Raw genomic sequence first — 17,206 nt, 5'->3', positions numbered from 1 at the left:
GGCCATTGTCAGGTGAACTGGGTCAGCTTATTTTGTCCAGCCTGAACGGCTGGTCGATGTACAGCGGCTTGTTGGTGCCGCAGGCGCCGCTGGGGCCGGACGTCTGTTCCCGTCCCGCAAGGACCGGCGACCCAAGCACGTTCTCGCCGGTCTCCGGGTTGGCGGGATAGAAATGGATGACGTCGTGGCCGACGTATGAGGTGCCGTCGGGACACGTTGTCCAATTGGGAATGTCGCGTTTGACGAACCAGGTTTTCCCTTCGTTCATGAATATCGGCGCGGTCCAGCCCTGGTCGCTCACGACCGTGCCGTCGCACCGGTAGGCGGTGGAGCACGACGTCGTGATGGTCCACGTGCTGCGCACCACCGGCTCCTGGTGGAGCACCTCGTTGGTGCGGGCCCAGTCGCCGACTACGGTGGCGGTGTACGTCCCGTTGATGGCCGGGTCATAGGCCCACGCCGACGGGGCCGCGCCGACTCCGCCGACGACACCGACGGCCACCACTGTTGCGCTAACCGCCATATTCATCGGACGCATCATGTGCTCCTTGACGCGCTAAAGACCGCCATTTCCAAGCGAATCGAATTCACAGACTAACACCGCCCCCGCATGTCGCGGAATGGTTTACTTCGAAGCCCGGAGCGCTCACAGGACATCGAATTTGTCGATGAGCCACGAACCTTTGACTTTTTCCATCGCCACCTTCAGGCTGCTCGACGTCACCACCGGTTCCGGTTTCGCCTTGCTCGTGGTCTTCTGCTTTATGAAGACCAGCACCACAGCCGAATTCGGATTCAATTCCGATACGGCGGCCTTGACCACGCTGGCGGTCGTCGTGACTTGGCCGCGCTGCGCCGACGGCCCCACGACCTGGTCGGCGAACCGTTGGTAGTAGGCCAGATAATCCTCGGTGAGCCGGGATTTGGCGTTAGCGAAATCGCGATCAAGAGTCTCGGGCGAGTAGGACAGCAACGCCACCGCGCCGTCGCTGGCCGCCCTGATCACCTGATGCGCCGCCGCTCGGTCGGTCTGCAGATCCGGACGGTAGTCGAAGTAGAATATCCGGGCCGCGTTGCCGAGGGCGGCAATCAGCAGGAGCGTCAACAGAATTGAACGCCACCGCGCCAGGCAGCGTCGCGTCCAGCGCCCGATCGCGGCGGTGCGGCGGGCGCGCGCCGGTTCCTCGGTCGCCTCTTGATGCGCCGCGCTGTCGACCGTCACGGCACGAACTCGAGTCGAGAGATCTTCAGCTGCCCGGCATCGCGTTCGACGGTGACGACGATCCGCATCGGGCGCGTTTCCGGCTTGGCCGCACCGGGTTTGGTGATCTCGGATTTCGCCGCGATCAGGACGATCGCCGAATCCTGGCTCATGGACTCCACGGCTGCGGCTTGCACCGTGCCCTTGGAAACGACCTTGGACTGCTCGACCGCCTTTACGGCGTCCTCACCGCCCATCAGGATGCTGAGTTTGAATGTCCCGGTGGTGTCGTCGACGAAACGCTGCAGATCTTCTCGCGCCCTGGCCGGATCGATCGTCATCATCGTCACGATGGCGTCGCGGGCGGCCGCGGCGAATTCCGAGCTGCGATTCCTTTCCCGCACAACGCCGCGGTGATGCCAAACGAGGTACCCACTACCCGCCAGCGAGGCGCAGCTGACCACAACCGCCGCGACCGCGGCCATGGCCTTGCGGCTGGGGCGACGGGGACGCAGCCGGCGCCACCGCGACGGTGACCTGGTCGCTTCGGCGCTCGCGGCCCCGGTGTTCTGTTCGCTCGGCGCCGCCTCGGCCTGCTCACGCAACCGCAGCGCGCGGGCGCGGGCGGCCGCGGCGCGGGCCTCCGCCTCCGCCACGTCTGTGGCGTCAGCAATCTCCGCGGCCAAAATTGACGGTGACGCGGATAGGGCACCCATTCGTCGATTTTCGGCGACGGTCGCCCCAGCGGGAAGCTTGCGCCGAGGCACACCGATCACCTCCTCGTCCGCGCCTACAGGAGAGCCACATTATCACTGCCAGGTAGGCGGGCGGGCGACGGAGACAGCGGCATTAGGCGCGCCATCTTCTCCAAGCGAGAGAATTCTATTCCCAGCGGTGGGCGAAGTAATTTAAAGTAATCCCGTGCGATTCATAATGGCAACGCTCGCCGTGTTGCTCGGCCTCGGTGGCTTGGCGGCGCCGCAAGCCGCCGCCGCGCCGGTTAATTGCGATTACCCGGATTGCACGCCCGGCATCATGCCGCACCGGGTGCTGGGCGCGCCGTGCGACAACACCACGTACTACGTGTTCGGCACCGCCGATTACTACGTGTCGTTCGCGACGCAGCCGGGGCGCCTGATGTTCTGCGGCTCGCCGAGGCGCTATGAGCCCCGCTGGTTCCGGTCGCCCCCGATGGCCGGCGTGAAGGACGAGGGATCGTCCTGCGTCGATTTCCCGGAGTACTACGTCGCGCAGGCGCCGGACGGCCTGTTCCTGGTTTGCAACGCCCATGACGGAACACAGGTTTGGGAGCGCGGCGACACCTAAGTCGACCCGGCGCGAGTCACGGCCGGGTGTTCGGGATCTCCGGCCAGTCCTGGAAGGGGCTGGGGCCCCAGTAGTCGAAGTTGTGGACCGTGCCGTCCATGTCCCGGTGGTGCGCGTCGTGGCAGGTGGTCGGTTCCCATTGCGGTCCCCATGAGGGATCGAACATCTGTCCCGGGCACCAGTGATAGCCCACGAACGGCCACGGCGGATTGTCGGCGTGAGCGACCGTGGCGGTGCCCAAGCCGGCGGTGACCATGATCGCCGCGGCGGCGAGACGCGCGACTTTGCTCATGGAAGAACCGTACCCGAGCGACCGCCCAACCGGACCAAAAAATTGTGTGGCGATCAGCCGGTCGCGTCGATCAGCCGGCGGGTGATGCGCCCCAACTGGGAACGCAGGGTGTCGTCGTCGATGTCGGCCACCAGAGGCGACACCACCCCGACCGCGATCGCGCCCGACAGCACGGCCGCCGACACCCGCGCGTCCTCGGCCGCGTCGTCGAGCAGCACGCCGTAGAGCCGCTCGATGAATTGCTGGAAGGGTTCGTGCTCGCCCAGCAACCGCACGATTACCGGGTCGAATTGCAGGGTGCTCGCGGCGCCGCGACGTTCGACGGCGACGTCGATGACCCGGTCCAGCAGCACCTGCCTTGCCCTGCTCCGATGGTCGTTTGCCTCGGCCGCCTCCAAGGCCTCCTCGAGGCCGCCGAGTTCGCGCTCGGTCAACGCGATGACGATCTGCTCCTTGGTCTTGAACTGGTGGTAGACGGCGGCTTTCGTGACCCCGATGGCGTCGGCGATCATCTGCAGCGAGGTTCCGCCGACACCGTGCTCCGCGATCAACTGCAGCGCGGCATCGAGGATGCGGGTCTGCGCGGCGCTGCGCGTGATGAAGCGGAACCGGCTCCGGGTCTGCGGGGCAACCACACCGAAAGCGTAGCCGATCGGCTATTGACCGAGGATAGCCGATCGGCTAGTTTCGCTGACTAGCCGAGGTGTATGTGTCCGCGCCGTCGCAGCGAAGGAGCCAGGCGATGTCCGACATCGGCGAGAACGACGCACAAGTCCGTCGATCCTCGCGAACCGCATTGCGGCGCACCGACGGTGAGCTGATCCTGCTGTGGACGTTGCCCGCGACGGTGATCATCTGGATCGCCTGCTTTTTCCTGTTTCCCGGCTTCAATCCGCCGATGTCGCCCCGCATGTCGGCCGAGCAGGTGGCCGCGTTCTATCGCGATCCGGCGCACCTGCCGCAGATCCGCTACAGCATGATCGTCTTCAACTGGTTCGGCGTCTGCCTCGTCCCGGTCCTGGCCCTGATCGTGCTGCAGATCCGCAGGATGGCGCACCGGACGCCGATCTTCTCGTACGCGATGTTGGGTTGCATCGCCGGCGGTCCGACGCTGTTTCTCGTCGCCAACGTCTGCTGGCTGCTGGCCGCCTTCCGTCCCGAGAGAAGCCCGGAGCTGACCCAGCTGCTCAACGATTTCGGCTGGATCACTTTTACCATCGTGGTCCCGTTCCTGATCGGGCAAAGCGTGATCCTGGCCGTGGCAATCTATTTCGACGATCAGCCGCAGCCGATATTCGGCCGCTGGGTGGCTCACTTCAACCTTCTGGTCGCTGCCGCCCTGGTGCCCGCCGCCTTCGTCGGCGTGTCATTAACCGGACCGCTGGCGTGGGACGGCTTCCTGACGTTCTGGGTGAAAAACGTTGCCATCGCCGTCTGGATCATCGTGATGGGCGTGGTTCTAGGGCAAGCCATCTACCGGGAGCGCGGCGAGAGTCGGCAGGGCGACGAACTGGTCAGCGCGTGAATGCCGTAGCGGCACAGGCGGTTTCTGAAGCCACGCCGCCCCCGGGGCCGCTGCACCGCCGGATCGCCTGGCACCTCTGGCGCGGCCCCAAACGCGAGCTGTGGCTGGCATGGGGGGCGCTGCTCGTTTTCTACAACTTCTTCTTCCCGGTGTTCTTCATCGTGGCGCAGGTCCAGCCGCCGCCGCAGCCAACATGGGATCTCGCCACGCAGGTGCACTGGTTCGGTGAACGCCACCTCGGGATACCCGTTGGATTCGGCGTCATCTTCGCCATCAGCGGCATTATCGCGACCAACGACGCCCTGATCGCCTACTCGATGCGACGGATGTCGGTCAGCCGCGCGTTCGCGTACTCGTACCTGCTCATCTACACGTTCAGTGCGGTTCCCGGGATGCTGCTGCTCAACATCGCGTTGGTCGTCGGGACGCTGCGGCCGGAGCGTGACCCCGAAGCGATCGGCTGGCTCTACGACTTCGCCTTCCTGTCTTTCGACGGGACCATGGGAGTCTTCCTGATCGGCTCGCTGATCTGGATGCTCGCGATTCTGCTCGACAAGAATCGGGTGTTCCCAAAGTGGTTCGGCTATCTGAACCTGTGCAACGCGCTAACCGAGGTCGTCGTGGCGCCGTGCTGGATCTTTCGCCGCGGCGTGCTGGCGTGGAACGGCCAGATCGCGTGGTGGCTGGACATGGTCGTGTTCGGCGTCTACCAAGTCACTTTCATCGTCATGCTGTTCCGGATGATCCAGCGCGAGGACTTCGGCGACGGGCCGCTGCCCGACCGTGCGCGGCCGAAGGCGGTTGTCTCGTGACCGACGTGGCCGACAGGACCGGCAGCTCCAGGTTCGTGCCCGGCCAGCCCGACATGTGGGCCTTTGTGTTGTTCGAGACCCTGGTCTTCACAGGGTATTTCGGCTTCTACCTGTTTTATCGCGCCCGAAGCCCCGAGCTCTTTCTGCACGCCCAGGCGCAGCTGGACCTGCGCATCGGGGTGTTCAACACCCTGGTCTTGCTGCTCAGCTCGTGGTCGGTGGCGCGCTGCGTTCAATCGTCCCGCGCCGGCGCCTACCGAGCGGCCCTGCGGGATGTGATCATCACGGTCGCATTGGCCGCAGTGTTCCTGTTTTTCAAGGTATTTGAGTGGGCCCGGTTGGTCCGCATGGGAAATGGGTTCGACAGCAACGACTTCTTCACCTACTACTTCTTCCTCACCGGAATCCACTTCGTACACCTGTTGATTGGCTTCGTCGTGCTCGGCGTCGTCGTCTACCAATTGCGTCGATCCCAGCAGCTCGTCGAAACCTGCGCCACGTACTGGCACACGGTCGACTTCCTCTGGGTGCTCATCTTCGCGTTGCTTTACGTGGTGAGGTGATCGACATCAAATTCAACAAGAGGCTGTTGGTCGTCTGGCTCGTGCTGGCCTCGCTGACCCTCGCCTACCTATGGATAGATCATTCGCTGGACGGATCGCTGAGAGCCAGCGCGGTGGTCACGTCGAGCGTGATCGTGATCGCACTCGTGAAGGTGCGCATCATCTTTCGGGAGTTCATGGAGGTGCGTCAGGCCCCCGCCCCACTGTGCCGGCTGACCGATGCCTGGGTCGTGCTCATGGGCGTCGCGCTGCTCGGCTGCTATTTCATCGGCCGGACGTTCGCCTAGTTATTCGGACGCCAATGTCAACACGCTGGACGTGAACGCGCGTAGTGTCATCCAGATATACGTCTTGCATAACGGTTGAATAACGGTTATCTGGCGGCGCCTTTGGCGCTTTAATCAAGCTCAATAGCATCGGCCAGATCTCGTAACACGCCGACAAGCGGGTGGCGCCATGACGTTTCTCATTGCCGCACCGGCGACGGTGGCCTCGGCGGCCACGCAGCTGGCCGGCATCGGTTCGACACTTACCGCGGCCCATACGATCGCGGCCGCCGGAACCACCGCGTTGCTGCCCGCCGCCGGCGACGAGGTGTCGGCCGCGATCGCGTCGCTGTTCTCCGGCTACGCCCGGGCGTATCAGTCGCTGAACGCCCGGGCGGCGGCCTTCAATCAGCGGTTCGTGCAGGCGCTGAACGGCGCGGGCAATGCCTATGCCGCCGCCGAGGCGGCCAACGCCTCGCCCTTGCAGGCGTTCGAGACGGACGTGCTGGGTCTGATCAACGCGCCCACCAACGCGATGCTGGGTCGCCCGCTGATCGGCGACGGCGCCGACGGCGCACCCGGGACCGGGCAGAACGGCGGCCCCGGTGGGCTCCTCGCCGGCAACGGTGGCAACGGCGGCTCCGGCCTTCCCGGCAAGCCGGGCGGCCGAGGCGGCGACGCGGGCCTGTTCGGCAACGGCGGCCGGGGCGGCGCCGGCGGGGCCGGCACGGTCGGGGCCGGGGGTTCCCCGGGCATCAACGGAGGCAACGGCGGCACGGGCGGCGCCGGCGGTAGCGGCGGGCTGCTGTACGGCAATGGCGGCATGGGCGGTAACGGGGGTGACGGCGGCAGCGGGGCCGTCGGGGGCGCCGGCGGCGCGGGCGGGGCCGGCGGTTCGGCGACGTTCGGCAGCCCGGGCGCCAACGGGAGCAAGGGCCACGACGGCACCAGCCTCGGCGGCGGCACCGGCGGCACGGGTTCGGGCGTCTACTCGCCCTATGTCGACATCACGCTGTGGCCCGGGCCCAACGGATACGACTTTGCGACGGCCGCCCACAACGGAGTCAAGAACGCCACGCTCGCCTTCATAAACGCCGACCCGAGCGGTAACGCGTCCTGGGGCGGCTATTCGGCGTACGACGTGACGGGCGGCTCCCAGAGCGCTTTCATCGACAACCAGATCGCCAACATGAAAGCCGCAGGCATCAACGGGACCATCTCCTTCGGCGGCGCGTTCGGCACCGACCTCTCTGCCGTCAACGGTCAGACCCCCACCGCACTGGCGCAGCAGTACGCGACGATCGTGAACACCTACAAGATCTACAACCTCGACTTCGACGTCGAAGGTGCGTTGCAGGGCAACACTCAAGCAATGAACACGCAGTCGAAGGCCATCGCCATCCTGCAGCAGCAAGAGGCGGCCAACGGCACGCCGGTGACGGTCTCGTACACCCTTCCGGTGCTGCCCACGGGCCTGGTCGCGGGGCAGGGCGGCGGGCTGAGCGTCCTGCAGATCGCCGCGACCAATGGCGTGGACGTCTCCCGGGTGAACATCATGGCCATGGACTACGGCAACGGGTTCGACCAGCCCGGAAACCCCGGCATGGGCGCGTACGCGATCGACGCCGCGACGGCCACCCATGGCCAGTTGATGACGCTGTACCCGTCGATGACCAGCCAGCAGGCATGGCACATGCTCGGGGTGACGCCGCTGATCGGAATCAACGACGACCCCAGCGAAATCTTCGGCCTCGCCGACGCCCAGCAGCTGACTGCCTTTGCGCAGCAGAACAACATCGGCGAGCTGTCCATGTGGGAACTGCCGCGCGACATCACGGGCACGTTGGGCGCCGTCGATGCCGTCGACGGCAGCGGAATCGCGCAGACCCCGTTCGAGTTCTCGGGAATCTTCGAGCAGATCGACGGCGGGCCTTAGCCGTTCGGCGTGAAGGTGAGGTGGAGTTCGCTGAGCCCCCGCAGGATATACGTCGGCTCGTAGGTGTAGCGACGATCGCCGGCGGGGCCGTGCTTGGCCTCGCTGATCTTGATGTCGCTCATCCGGTCCAGGATGCGCTCGATGGAGACCCGGCCCTCCACCCGGGCGAGCGGGCCGCCCGGACACGAGTGCACGCCGCGCGCGAACGCCATGTGCTCGCGAACATTCTTGCGGCGCAGATCGAACTCGTGCGGCTTGTCGAACCGCCGCGGGTCGCGGTTGGCGGCGCCCGGCAACACCATCACGACGGTGCCGGCGGGGATGTCCACGCCGCCGACCGTGGTAGCCCGGCGCGCCAGCCGCGAGTCGCTCTTGACGGGGCTGTCCATCCGCAGCGATTCCTCGATGAACCCGGGGATGAGGCTGCGGTCGTCGCGCAACTCCTGCTGAATGTCGGGCCGCTCGCCGATCACCTGCAGCGCGGCGCTGAGCAGCTTGGCCGTGGTTTCCTGGCCGGCGGCGAAAAGGAAGGTGGCGGAACGCACTACCTCGATGACCTCGGGGGTTGACCCGTCGGGGTACTTCGCCGTCGCGAGCGAGGTCAGGACGTCGTTGCGCGGCTCGCGGCGCCGGTCCTCGATGTAGGCGCAGAACTTCTCGTCGAGCCACTGCAGCGGGTTGATGCCGACCGACTCGTGGTCCAGGGCGCCCACCCGCGCATCAGGGCGGTCGGCACCCAGGATGACGCGGAACTCCTTGTGGTCCTCCTCGGGAACGCCGAGCAGGTCGGCGATCACCAAGGTGGCGAAGGGCTTTGAGTACTCGCTGATGAATTCGCACTCGCCGTTGGTCAGGAACTCGTCGAGCTGACGGTCGGCGAGGCGCCACATGAACTCCTCGTTCTGCTTCAGCCTGCTGGGCGTGAGCAACTTGCTCAGCACCGAGCGCGCGCGGGTGTGTTCCGGTGGATCCATCGTCACCATGTGCTCGAACATCGGGAAGTAACTGCGGTGCTCGTCGATCTGCGGGCTGATGTCGTCGCCCTCCGGCTGGAACGGCAGCGGCGGGAACGGCCCGCCGAGCGCGACGATGTTCGAGAACGTGTCGGGGTCCTTGTAGACCTCGGTGGCCTCCTCATAGCCGGTGACGGCGACGACCCCGTGGTGCGGCAGCCGTAGCACCGGGTTCTGGCTGCGCAGGTAGTCGAAGTAGGGGTGCGGATCGGGCACCAGCGATTGATCGGTGAAGAAGTCGATCGTGTCGAAGCTGCTCATAGGACTGCGTCTCCCTGGGCTGGATCTACCGGTGAGGTTCGGCGGCAAGCGGCATCGCCGCCCAATTCCGAAAGCCAAAATGTGCTGAGCACCTGCTTAGCATGGCTGTATTGTCAGGGTCAAGGTCGCAACGCGGTGCCGCGATACGATCCGTGTGGTCGGCACCAATGCAGAAATACGGAGCAGGGATATGACTTCGGCCCGCAGGATCGGAGCGCCGGACGCGAAGAATCGCGCCCTGCTGCTCGACGCGGCCGAGCGGCTGATGGTCGAGGAAGGCTACGCCGCGGTGACGTCGCGCCGCCTGGCGAGCAAGGCGGGCTTGAAGCCACAGCTGGTGCACTACTACTTCCGCACCATGGACGAGCTGTTCCTCGAGGTCTTCCGGCGCCGCGCCGAGGAGGGTCTTCAGGTGCAGGCTCGCGCCCTGGACTGCCCTCAGCCGTTGTGGGCGCTGTGGCGATTCGGCACCGATCCCGCATTCACCCGCATCTCAATGGAGTTCATGGCGCTGGCCAATCACCGCAAGGAGATGCGAGCCGAAATCGCGTACTACGCCGAACGTTTCCGCGAGGAACAGCGCCAGGCCGTGGCGGCCGCGCTGCAGCGCTACGGCGCGGAGGGCCAGTGGGACGGCGGCGACGTGCCGCCGGTGGTTTGGACCGTCCTGATGACCAGCCTGTCGCGGTTTTTGGTGCTCGAGCAGGCCGTCGGCATTTCCGGCGGTCACGCCGAAACCTTGGATTTGGTCGAAAGTTATCTACGCCGGCTGGAAGGCGAGCCGCAGCCCATCGCGGGGATACCGCAAAGCTGGATGGTTCACCAGGTCCGCAACGAGCAGAGCGCGCCCTTGGGGCCGATGTTGGAGACCACGACCTTCCCGTCCACCGACAGGTCGCACTGAACACCGCCCTGTGCCAGCGGTTCACGGCCGGTGGTGGCGGTGACCATCGCCCACTGGTCGGGGTTCAAGAGGTTCACCGGCTGAACCCACGGCTTGCCCGGCGCGACGTCGGCGTGGACCTGCGGGGTGAACGCGTAGTTGTTGTGGCTGTAATCGGAGAACAGCGTGGGGTCCTGATCCTGGTAGAAGATGTCGACGTAGGCCGGAACCTTGGCCGAGACGATGTAAACGACCTGATGCCAGACGGGGTCGGCGTGGGCCGGCCCGGGGCCGACCAGCAGCCCGGCCGGCGCCAGGAACATCGCCGAGCCGACGCGTAACAGTCTCTTCGCGGTGCTGATCATGTCGCTCCTTCAGCTGCCGGGCGCGGACTGGCGGTGCGGTTCATCACCCGCTCTGCGGCCTGCCAGTGGGCGTCGGCAACCCACAGCCGTGCAAAGGATGCTATCGCTTCGTCCGGGGAAACGCCGCTGATTACCCGCTTTATCTCGGCCGCCGGGTGGCGCGCCAGCGACGTGGCGATCGATCGCCAGCCCTCGTCGAAGGAGGCACGCGGAAACACCAGATCCACCAACCCGATCCGCTCCGCCTCGGCGGCGTCGAGGGCGGTTCCGGTGCCCGCCAACAGCAACGCCTTGCTCTTTCCGACAATCGCAGCCAGTCGCTCGGCCCCGCCCCAGGCCGGCATGATCTCCAACGCCACCTGATTGAAGGCGATCTTGATGTCGTCGGCGGCGACCCGGATGTCGGCCGCCACGGCGACTTCGGCGCCGCCGCCGAAGGCGTGGCCGTTCAGGGCGGCGACGACCGGGGCGGGGAACGCCGCGAGCTGATCGCAGATGGACCGCATCCGTTTCGCCATCGCGGCGGCGTCTTCCTCGGTCCGAAGCGCGCTCAGCTCCTTGAGATCACCGCCCGAGACGAACGCTCGGTCGCCGGCGCCCTTGATGACCAGCGTTCGCGCGCCCGCCGCGGCATCGATCGCCTTCTCCAGCTGCCCCATGGTGTCCGGCGCGATGGCGTTGCGCGCGTGGGGGCGATCGATGGTGAGCACCGCAAGCCCGTCCTCGAACTCCAGGTCCACCATGTGGTCATCGCTCCAATAAAAGGACAGCCGAAACGCCGATATTGGCATTCTCTTTCGGGGAGAATAACATCATCGCAGCAGGTCCCAGAAGTTCGTCAGCCAGGATCGAGGTGGCCCAGTGCGTAACCGAATCGTGGCCGTTGCCGCCGCCGCGCTCGCCGTCGCCGCCCTCGGCGCCTGCAGCCCCAAGGCGCAAACGCAGCTTTCCAGCACCGCCTCGGTGACCGTCAACGGGAACGACGCGAAAATCAACGTCGTCAAGTGCAGCCAGCTGGAGTGGTACCGGACGATCGACATCGGCGGCGACTTCGCCGGGGCCAAGGTCGTCATCGACCAACGAGCGCAGCCACTCACTGCCCAATCGGTGCGCATCCAGAATCTCGGTGGATTCACCGGCATGTACTCGAAGGACGACGGCGGCAACGCCGACATGAGCTTGAGCGGCGAGAAATTCACGATCACGGGTACGGCCAACGGCTACAAGAGCGACAAGCCAACCGAGCCGGCTTCCGCCACGTTCAAGATCATCGCCACCTGCTGATCGCGCCCGACCGGCCCCATGGGCGGGGGCACGTTGCGCGCGGGCGCCCGGAGAGAATAGTATTCTCGCAAATTGCGAAGGAGGATCTCATGGGCCAGTTGTCACACCGGGAGGACGTCCCGTTTCCGATCTTTGACGCGGACAACCATCTGTACGAGCCGCCGGAGGCGCTGACCAAATACCTGCCCAAGGCGTACAAGGACTACGTCCAGTACGTGCAGGTCAATGGGCGGACGAAGATCGCTATCCGCGGCCACATCAGCAACTACATCCCCAACCCGACCTTCGAGGTCGTCGCCCGGCCGGGTGCCTGGGAGGAGTACTTCAAGTACGGCAACCCGGAAGGCAAAACCAAGCGCGAGCTGTTCGGCGAGCCGATGCGCGCGATCCCGGCGTTCTTTGAACCCGGCCCGCGTCTGGAGAAGATGAACGAGCTGGGTCTGGACCGCACTCTGATGTTCCCGACGCTGGCCAGCCTGCTCGAGGAGCGGCTGCGGGACGACCCGGTCGCCATCCACGTCCTGGTCCACGCGCTGAATGAGTGGCTCGATGACGTCTGGGGCTTCAACTACCAGAACCGCATCTTCACCACCCCGGTCATCACCCTGCCGATCGTGGAGAAGGCGATCGAGGAACTGGAATGGGCGGTCAAGCGCGGTGCCCGCTGCATCCTGGTCCGCCCGGCTCCGGTCCCCGGGTTCCGCGGCCCCCGGTCGTTCGCGCTGCCCGAGTTCGACCCGTTCTGGGAGCGCGTCGTCGAGCACGACGTGCTGGTGGGCATGCACTCCAGCGACAGCGGCTACTCCCGCTACACCTCCGAGTGGGACGGCGCCGAACAGGAAATGCTGCCGTTCCAGACCAACGCGATGGGCATCCTCAACGAGTGGCGGCCGATCCAGGACGCGGTGGGCTCGTGGGTGATCCACGGCGCGCTCTACCGCCACCCGAAGCTGAAGGTCGCGATCGTTGAGGCCGGTTCGAAGTGGATGACCCCGCTGTTGGACGGCTTGACCGAGGTCTTCCGCAAGGCCCCGGAGGCGTTCTCGAGCGACCCCGTCGAGATGGTCAAGAACCGCATCCACGTCAGCCCGTTCTTCGAGGACGGCATCGACGACCTGATCAACCTCGTCGGCGTGGAACAGGTGCTGTACGGCTCCGACTGGCCGCACCCCGAGGGGCTGGCGGAGCCGACGTTCTACGTCAACGCGCTGTCGCACCTATCGGTCGACGACCAGGCGAAGATCATGGGCGGTAACCTCGGCCGGCTCGTTACCGTGTGACCGACACCCCGCCGTGGGACACCATTCCCGAGATGGTCTTGAGCGCGGCGGACCGCTTCGGCGACGCGGAAGCGGTTGTCGACGGTCCGTTGCGCTTGACGTTCAACGATGTCGTCGCGCGAATCCGTTGCGCCGCAGGCGCCTTCGCGAGCCTCGGCGTCGACAAGGGTGATCGGGTCGCGATCTGGGCGCCAAACTCGGCGGAGTGGATCATCGCGGCTTTCGGGCTGCTCAGCGCGGGCGGCGTACTGGTACCGGTCAACACCCGGTTCAAGGCCGACGAAGCTGGCGACATCATCGCCCGCAGCGGCGTCAAGGCGGTCTTGGTGCAGAAGGGGTTTCTCGGCCAGGACTACGCCGCGCCCGCGGGGACTCCCGTCATCGACCTGAAGTCCGACTTTCTTTCCAGCGGTACCCCTTTCGAGCGGGCCGTGAGCGGCACCGACATCTCGGACATCATTTTCACCTCGGGCACCACCGGCCGCCCGAAGGGCGCGATGATGAACCATCGCCAAACGCTGCGCATGTACGAGGAATGGGCGACGCTCGCGGACCTGCGCCGAGGCGACCGCTACCTGCAGATCAACCCGTACTTTCACACGTTCGGCCTGAAGGCGGGACTGATCACGTCCTTCCTGCGCGGGGCGACGATGCTGCCCGTCGCGGTCTTCGACGTCGACACGGTGGTGGATCTCATTGAGCGGGAACGCATCACGATGCTGCCCGGCCCGCCGACGCTGTACCACTCGCTGCTGACGGTGCAAGACAAGTCGAAGCTGTCGACGCTGCGGGCCGGCGTGACCGGTGCCGCCGACATCCCCGTCGAGCTGGTTCGTCGCATCCACGACGAATTGCCGTTCCAGACGCTGATGACCGGTTACGGGCTCACCGAGGCCGGCAACGTCACGCTGTCCCTGCCCGGCGACTCCTTCGAGGACGTGGCCACCACCGCGGGCGTGCCCTGCGCGGGTGTCGAGGTGCGCATCGCCGACGACGGCGAGGTGCTGGTTCGCGGCTACGGCGTCATGCAGGGCTACCTCGACGATCCCGTCGCCACGGCGGAGGCGATCGATGCCGACGGCTGGCTGCACACCGGAGACCTGGGCAGCTTCACCGAGGGCTCCCGCCGGCTGCGGATCGTCGGGCGCAAGAAGGACATGTTCATCGTCGGCGGATTCAACGCGTATCCGGCCGAGATCGAAGGCTTCCTGATGGACCACCCGGCCGTCGCGCAGGCGGCCGTGATCGGCGTTCCCGACGAGCGGCTCGGACAGGTGGGCAAGGCGTTCGTGGTCTGTAAAGACCGCGAAGACGCGGTCAGCGCAGAAGAATTGATCGGTTGGTGCCGCGAACGCATGGCGGGCTTCAAGGTGCCCCGCTCCGTGCAGTTCCTGGAGGCGCTGCCCCTCAACGCCACCGGCAAGGTGGTCAAGGACTTGCTGCACTAGCCGGGCGCGTCCGAACCGTATGCTCGATAAGAGAACCCGATTTCCACAGCTTGTTATGCGTTTGTACAGCGACGGCACGGCGGGGCGGGCGGTCCTCTCAGATGAGGGTGATAACGTGGCTCTCCTGGTCGTCGCGACATTCACGGCGGAAGATATCGGCGCAGATGCTCGCCGCTAATGCGCATCCCGAGTAGGGTGGCCCAACGGCGACGACGCCCCCGCTGGGACGCCGTGGCGCGTCGGGGCAAACCAGCTTGGGCGAGCGGTAGAGGAGTTTGGCATTGAGTCACGAGCAGCCTCGTTCTCGGGCTGGTGAGCGGTGAGTGGCGGCACTCGCCAGAATGCCGCTGACACGAAATCGGTTCCGGTGAACGAGGACGAAACCCCAAGCAGCGCCGCCGAAATCCGGGCGCTGGCCGACCAGGCCGAGGCGGAAGCCCAAGAGGCGGAAGCCCTTGCCGCCGCCGCCCGCGCCCGGGCGCGCGCCATTCAGTTGCGCCGCGAGGCCCAGCTCGCCGAAGCCAAGCAACAGGCCACCGAAGAAGCCGTCGCGGCAGAAGACGAAGCGGAGGCAACGGAATCCGCGGAGACCGATGCGGCCGACTCGGCGCCCGAGGTCACGGCGGACGAGACGGAAGCCCTGGAAGACGCGGAGGCCGAAGAGCCGGCCGCCGAAACTGACGCCGCCGGCGACGAGGCCGAGGCGCCGAAGCCGGCCGGCCGGCGGCTCCGCCTTGCGGGGCGGCTTCGCCGCCCCAAATGGTCCACCCTCGCCGCCTCCCTGGCGATCATCGTTACCCTCCTCGCGCTGGCCGGCAGCGGCTACATGATCAAGGAGCATCGCGATGCGGTCCAGCAGCGACAGCGTGCCGCCGAGTTCGTCGCCGCGGCACGCCAGGGCGTCATCACGTTGACGTCGCTGGACTTCAACAACGCCAAGCAGGGCGTGCAGCGCATCGTGGAGAACTCCACGGGCAGCTTCAAGGACGACTTCCTCAAGATGGCGGACGACTTCACCAAGGTGGTGGAGCAGTCGAAGGTGGTCTCGCAGGGCACCGTTCAGGCCGCGGCCGTGGAACTGGACACGATGACGAAGGATTCGGCCGTGGTGTTGGTGGCCTCCACGTCCGAGGTCACCAATGCCGCCGGCGCCAAGCAGGATCCGCGTAACTACCGGCTCATCGTCACGGTCACTCGCGACGGTGGCCAGCTCAAGATATCGAAAGTCGAGTTTGTGCCGTGACCGCAGACGACAAATCGGTCAAAGATACCGCCGAGGTCGAGGAGACCACGGAGGCCGAGGAGACGGCGGACGCCGAAGAGTCGGCGAAGGCCGAAGAGTCGGCGAAGGCCGAGCCCGCCGAGGACATCGACGCCCACGGCAAAGCGCCGGGACGGTGGAAACGCCTTGCCGCCCAGGCGAAGAAGCGGTCGGCCGGCAAGGTCGTCCCGGCCGTGCTGGCGTTGTTCGTGGTCGCCTCGCTGGCATTGCTGGGCGGGCTTTACTGGTTCTCCTACCGGCCGGACCGGGCGACCGACGCGTCGGCAGCGAAGTCGGCGATCTCGGCGGCCAGCGACGGAACGGTGGCGGTGCTGTCGTATTCGCCCGACACCCTCGACCGTGACTTCTCTTCCGCGAAGTCACACCTGACCGGCGACTTCTTGTCCTACTACGACCAATTCACCCAGCAGATCGTCGCCCCCGCCGCCAAACAGAAGTCGGTGAAGACCACCGCCGTGGTGCTGCGCGCCGCGGTGTCGGAACTGCATCCGGATTCGGCCGTCGTGCTGCTGTTCGTCAACCAGAGCACCCAGAGCAAGGATCGGCCGGAACCGACGTTCACCAACAGCAGCGTGACCGTGACGCTGACGAAAGCCAGCGGGAAGTGGCTCATCTCGTCCTTCAACCCGGTCTAGGACAACCACATTGAGCACCGGCGACATTCACTCGATGGTGATCGCATCGGACTATCACATCCCGGACCCGACCCGAGTGTGGCCGCTGCTCGAGCGCAACAAGGCCGCGCTCGCCGACATCGGTGCCCACCATGTGCTGGTGTACACGTCCACCCACGACCACGGGCGCGTGCTGGTGATGATCGGGTTGCACAGCCGCGAGCCGATCGTGGAGCTGCTGCGCTCGCGGGTGTTCTTCGACTGGTTCGACGCCGCCGGCGTCGAGGACATACCGGCCGTCTTCGCCGGCGAGATCATCGACAGGTTTGTGCCGCGCCCCTTGCCCAAACCGGCTGCGCCCGGCGTGGTGGTGTGCGCGATCGCGTCCGTCGATGACGTGGCGACCCTCACCGCGGGATTTCGCTCGGCCATGGACGGCCTCACCGCGGCCGGTGTCCGAAAGGCCTCGGTCTTCCAGGCTTTCGACGACGACCACGAGGTGCTGATCCTGTCGGAGTTTCCCGACGAGCTCGCCGCGCAGCGTTGGATCGACCATCCCGACGCCGCGGCGCAATGGATGTCGGGCGTCGGCGTCGGCGCCCACCCGCCGCTGTTCGTCGGCCGGCTTTACGACACGATGCGCATCGAGGGCGACTGAGCGCGGCTCATGTTCGTCTGCCTGTGCAACGGCGTCACCAGCCACACCGTCGCCGAATGCGTCGCCGCCGGGGCGTCCACGACCAAGGAGGTCGCCCAGGCGTGTGGGGCCGGCGCCGATTGCGGGCGCTGCCGGCGCACCGTGCAGGCGATGCTGCGCACGTCAATCCCGGACCGGCCGGGCCGCTCGCTCTAGGC

At 66.1% G+C, this 17,206-nt stretch carries 22 protein-coding genes; 14 read left to right on the top strand and 8 right to left on the bottom strand.

Going from position 1 to position 17,206, the window contains the following annotated elements; genetic code table 11:
- Window positions 1–22: 22 nt before the first annotated feature.
- The 3 genes from AC5Y2S_RS00660 to AC5Y2S_RS00650 all read right to left on the bottom strand — a co-directional run bounded on the left by AC5Y2S_RS00660 (window position 23) and on the right by AC5Y2S_RS00650 (window position 1,917).
- The gene (locus tag AC5Y2S_RS00660) at window positions 23–529 is read right to left on the bottom strand and encodes an Rv2253/PknI dimerization domain-containing protein (RefSeq protein WP_499903554.1); all 507 of its coding nucleotides are present in this window, start codon (window positions 527–529) and stop codon (window positions 23–25) included.
- Window positions 530–646: 117 nt separating this feature from the next.
- Complete coding sequence (locus tag AC5Y2S_RS00655) at window positions 647–1,222, bottom strand: twin-arginine translocation pathway signal (protein ID WP_499953170.1); 576 nt, start codon at window positions 1,220–1,222, stop codon at window positions 647–649.
- Window positions 1,219–1,917, bottom strand: a complete 699-nt coding sequence (locus AC5Y2S_RS00650) for an Rv1363c family protein (protein ID WP_499953169.1) — start codon at window positions 1,915–1,917, stop codon at window positions 1,219–1,221. Before AC5Y2S_RS00650 ends, AC5Y2S_RS00655 begins: the two co-directional genes overlap by 4 nt.
- A 217-nt stretch (window positions 1,918–2,134) precedes the next feature.
- On the opposite strand from AC5Y2S_RS00650, the gene AC5Y2S_RS00645 reads away from it, so the two are divergent.
- The gene (locus tag AC5Y2S_RS00645) at window positions 2,135–2,527 is read left to right on the top strand and encodes a hypothetical protein (protein ID WP_499882937.1); all 393 of its coding nucleotides are present in this window, start codon (window positions 2,135–2,137) and stop codon (window positions 2,525–2,527) included.
- A gap of 16 nt (window positions 2,528–2,543) precedes the next feature.
- Here AC5Y2S_RS00645 and AC5Y2S_RS00640 read toward each other — a convergent pair whose 3' ends face one another.
- Together AC5Y2S_RS00640 and AC5Y2S_RS00635 are read right to left on the bottom strand one after the other, a co-directional pair.
- Complete coding sequence (locus AC5Y2S_RS00640) at window positions 2,544–2,819, bottom strand: Mtp family mycobacterial-type pilin (protein WP_499953168.1); 276 nt, start codon at window positions 2,817–2,819, stop codon at window positions 2,544–2,546.
- A 53-nt stretch (window positions 2,820–2,872) separates the two neighbouring features.
- Window positions 2,873–3,454: a TetR/AcrR family transcriptional regulator gene (locus AC5Y2S_RS00635; RefSeq protein ID WP_499953166.1), complete on the bottom strand. Its 582-nt coding sequence runs from the start codon at window positions 3,452–3,454 to the stop codon at window positions 2,873–2,875.
- Window positions 3,455–3,561: 107 nt separating this feature from the next.
- On the opposite strand from AC5Y2S_RS00635, the gene AC5Y2S_RS00630 reads away from it, so the two are divergent.
- From AC5Y2S_RS00630 to AC5Y2S_RS00610, 5 genes are all read left to right on the top strand, one after another.
- Complete coding sequence (locus tag AC5Y2S_RS00630) at window positions 3,562–4,344, top strand: hypothetical protein (protein WP_499953165.1); 783 nt, start codon at window positions 3,562–3,564, stop codon at window positions 4,342–4,344.
- Window positions 4,341–5,156, top strand: a complete 816-nt coding sequence (locus AC5Y2S_RS00625) for a hypothetical protein (RefSeq protein ID WP_499953163.1) — start codon at window positions 4,341–4,343, stop codon at window positions 5,154–5,156. Before AC5Y2S_RS00630 ends, AC5Y2S_RS00625 begins: the two co-directional genes overlap by 4 nt.
- A gap of 53 nt (window positions 5,157–5,209) precedes the next feature.
- Window positions 5,210–5,719: a cytochrome c oxidase subunit 3 family protein gene (locus AC5Y2S_RS00620; RefSeq protein WP_499954292.1), complete on the top strand. Its 510-nt coding sequence runs from the start codon at window positions 5,210–5,212 to the stop codon at window positions 5,717–5,719.
- A complete protein-coding gene (locus tag AC5Y2S_RS00615; protein WP_499954290.1) occupies window positions 5,719–6,006 on the top strand; it encodes a cytochrome C oxidase subunit IV family protein in 288 nt (95 codons plus the stop codon). The genes AC5Y2S_RS00620 and AC5Y2S_RS00615 overlap by 1 nt, the downstream gene beginning before the upstream one ends.
- A gap of 169 nt (window positions 6,007–6,175) precedes the next feature.
- Entirely contained in the window at window positions 6,176–7,921 is a 1,746-nt protein-coding gene (locus AC5Y2S_RS00610) for a PE domain-containing protein (RefSeq protein WP_499953162.1), read from the top strand.
- Here AC5Y2S_RS00610 and AC5Y2S_RS00605 read toward each other — a convergent pair.
- Window positions 7,918–9,195: a cytochrome P450 gene (locus tag AC5Y2S_RS00605; RefSeq protein WP_499953160.1), complete on the bottom strand. Its 1,278-nt coding sequence runs from the start codon at window positions 9,193–9,195 to the stop codon at window positions 7,918–7,920. The genes AC5Y2S_RS00610 and AC5Y2S_RS00605 overlap by 4 nt on opposite strands.
- A gap of 190 nt (window positions 9,196–9,385) precedes the next feature.
- On the opposite strand from AC5Y2S_RS00605, the gene AC5Y2S_RS00600 reads away from it, so the two are divergent.
- Entirely contained in the window at window positions 9,386–10,099 is a 714-nt protein-coding gene (locus AC5Y2S_RS00600; protein ID WP_499903544.1) for a TetR/AcrR family transcriptional regulator, read from the top strand.
- Here the strand turns inward: AC5Y2S_RS00600 and AC5Y2S_RS00595 are convergent.
- Both AC5Y2S_RS00595 and AC5Y2S_RS00590 read right to left on the bottom strand, forming a co-directional pair.
- A complete protein-coding gene (locus AC5Y2S_RS00595) occupies window positions 10,015–10,443 on the bottom strand; it encodes an Rv2576c family protein (protein ID WP_499953158.1) in 429 nt (142 codons plus the stop codon). The two genes, AC5Y2S_RS00600 and AC5Y2S_RS00595, sit on opposite strands and share 85 nt — an antisense overlap.
- Window positions 10,440–11,186, bottom strand: a complete 747-nt coding sequence (locus AC5Y2S_RS00590) for an enoyl-CoA hydratase/isomerase family protein (RefSeq protein ID WP_499953157.1) — start codon at window positions 11,184–11,186, stop codon at window positions 10,440–10,442. Before AC5Y2S_RS00590 ends, AC5Y2S_RS00595 begins: the two co-directional genes overlap by 4 nt.
- Window positions 11,187–11,304: 118 nt before the next feature.
- On the opposite strand from AC5Y2S_RS00590, the gene AC5Y2S_RS00585 reads away from it, so the two are divergent.
- From AC5Y2S_RS00585 to AC5Y2S_RS00555, 7 genes are all read left to right on the top strand, one after another.
- Entirely contained in the window at window positions 11,305–11,727 is a 423-nt protein-coding gene (locus AC5Y2S_RS00585) for a lipoprotein LpqH (protein ID WP_499953156.1), read from the top strand.
- Between the two features lie 89 nt (window positions 11,728–11,816).
- Window positions 11,817–13,007: an amidohydrolase family protein gene (locus AC5Y2S_RS00580; RefSeq protein ID WP_499953154.1), complete on the top strand. Its 1,191-nt coding sequence runs from the start codon at window positions 11,817–11,819 to the stop codon at window positions 13,005–13,007.
- A gap of 32 nt (window positions 13,008–13,039) precedes the next feature.
- Complete coding sequence (locus AC5Y2S_RS00575) at window positions 13,040–14,455, top strand: FadD3 family acyl-CoA ligase (RefSeq protein ID WP_499954288.1); 1,416 nt, start codon at window positions 13,040–13,042, stop codon at window positions 14,453–14,455.
- A 367-nt stretch (window positions 14,456–14,822) separates the two neighbouring features.
- Complete coding sequence (locus AC5Y2S_RS00570) at window positions 14,823–15,698, top strand: Rv1363c family protein (RefSeq protein ID WP_499953152.1); 876 nt, start codon at window positions 14,823–14,825, stop codon at window positions 15,696–15,698.
- Complete coding sequence (locus AC5Y2S_RS00565) at window positions 15,695–16,372, top strand: twin-arginine translocation pathway signal (protein WP_499953151.1); 678 nt, start codon at window positions 15,695–15,697, stop codon at window positions 16,370–16,372. The genes AC5Y2S_RS00570 and AC5Y2S_RS00565 overlap by 4 nt, the downstream gene beginning before the upstream one ends.
- A gap of 10 nt (window positions 16,373–16,382) precedes the next feature.
- A complete protein-coding gene (locus AC5Y2S_RS00560) occupies window positions 16,383–17,009 on the top strand; it encodes a fatty-acid--CoA ligase (RefSeq protein ID WP_499953149.1) in 627 nt (208 codons plus the stop codon).
- Between the two features lie 9 nt (window positions 17,010–17,018).
- Window positions 17,019–17,204 (top strand): (2Fe-2S)-binding protein, encoded by a 186-nt coding sequence (locus AC5Y2S_RS00555; protein WP_499953147.1) that lies wholly within the window; start codon window positions 17,019–17,021, stop codon window positions 17,202–17,204.
- Window positions 17,205–17,206 lie beyond the last annotated feature (2 nt).

Source organism: Mycobacterium sp. NGS69, from assembly GCF_059812165.1.
This window is presented reverse-complemented; position numbering and strand designations above follow the sequence as displayed.